At 38.8% G+C, this 1,132-nt stretch carries 2 protein-coding genes; both read right to left on the minus strand.

Translation table 11 applies throughout. The features are described 5' to 3' along the window. A partial coding sequence (locus DS031_RS23320) for an IS630 family transposase (protein ID WP_113808534.1) occupies positions 1-499 on the minus strand: 499 nt, incomplete at its 3' end. After that, the gene (locus DS031_RS23325; protein WP_113808535.1) at positions 496-1,038 is read right to left on the minus strand and encodes a helix-turn-helix domain-containing protein; all 543 of its coding nucleotides are present in this window, start codon (positions 1,036-1,038) and stop codon (positions 496-498) included. The genes DS031_RS23325 and DS031_RS23320, both read right to left, overlap by 4 nt. Positions 1,039-1,132: the final 94 nt, after the last annotated feature.

A 1,132-nucleotide genomic window follows, 5' to 3' on the forward strand; every position in this document is an offset into this window, starting at 1 on the left:
TTCTTTTTAGTACTTGTTGAGGAACATCCTGAATGAAACGTACAAATTCATCAACGGCAGAACAGATTTCAGCTCGATTTTGATAGAAACAATTGGCGATGACGCTTCCTTTTAACCATTTCCACATTCTTTCTACTAAATTTAAGTTGGGAGAATAAGGCGGTAAGAAAAGAAACGTCAAATGATCTTCATGCCTTTGAAGAAAGGGTTGAATCAAACGGGCATGATGAATTCTCGCATTATCAAGAACCATGACAATATGTTGACCGGGATAACGATCCAGAATTTGTTCAAGAAATATCTGAAAAGATTGGGCATTACATTGTTCAGCCTGCGTACAGAAGAAGTCACCTGTGAAAGCGTCAACTGTCGCAAAAAGATTGACTCTTGTGTGATGACCATAAGTTGGCACGTGCTTTTGTTTTCCTTTCTCAAACCAAGTCGCATGAAGCGTTTGGTAGTCACGAATATGACTTTCATCTTCATAAAGTAAGATCATGTCGTCTGAGAAGTTTTTTTTATCACATCAAGCTGGTCGAGGAAATCACGCTGCTTTTTCGGATCAGCTTTTGCCAATGTATAGGTTGGACGCGTATAACGTAAACCCGTTCGATGAAGCATATCGCAGATGCCGCCACGAGTCATCGAAACATTGAATTTTTCTTCTAATGCATACTGAATGATTCGTGAATCCCAGTACGATTCCATGCCTAACCCTTCTTGAACAGGTGTACTTTCAAGGATCATCTGTTTTAACTCTTGTTCTTCTTCTGGTGTGAGATAAGGTGTTTTTCCTGGTGCGTAACGACGTTCAATGACTTGATCGATTCCACCTTCATTAAAATTTTGCACATATTTTGAAACCGATTGACGATGAAGATTAAGCAGATTGGCAATGTCGATCCCTTTATAGCCTTCCATGACAAGACGTACAGCTGTCACTCGATTTCTTTTTCTCGCATCTTTTAATGTTCGTTCATAGTCTCGTAACGCATCAACTGTCCATCCATGATCATTTGTAACTTGTAGTTGTTTCATTTGAACCGCTCCTTTGATTTTGTTTTCTTAGGAGCAGTATTGACGGTTTTGTATACAGTTTAAACGTGATGAAAAATCAAAGTGAACTTATATA

Origin of the sequence: Bacillus taeanensis (assembly GCF_003318295.1) — a bacterium.
Lineage (GTDB): Bacteria > Bacillota > Bacilli > Bacillales > UBA6769 > Maribacillus > Maribacillus taeanensis.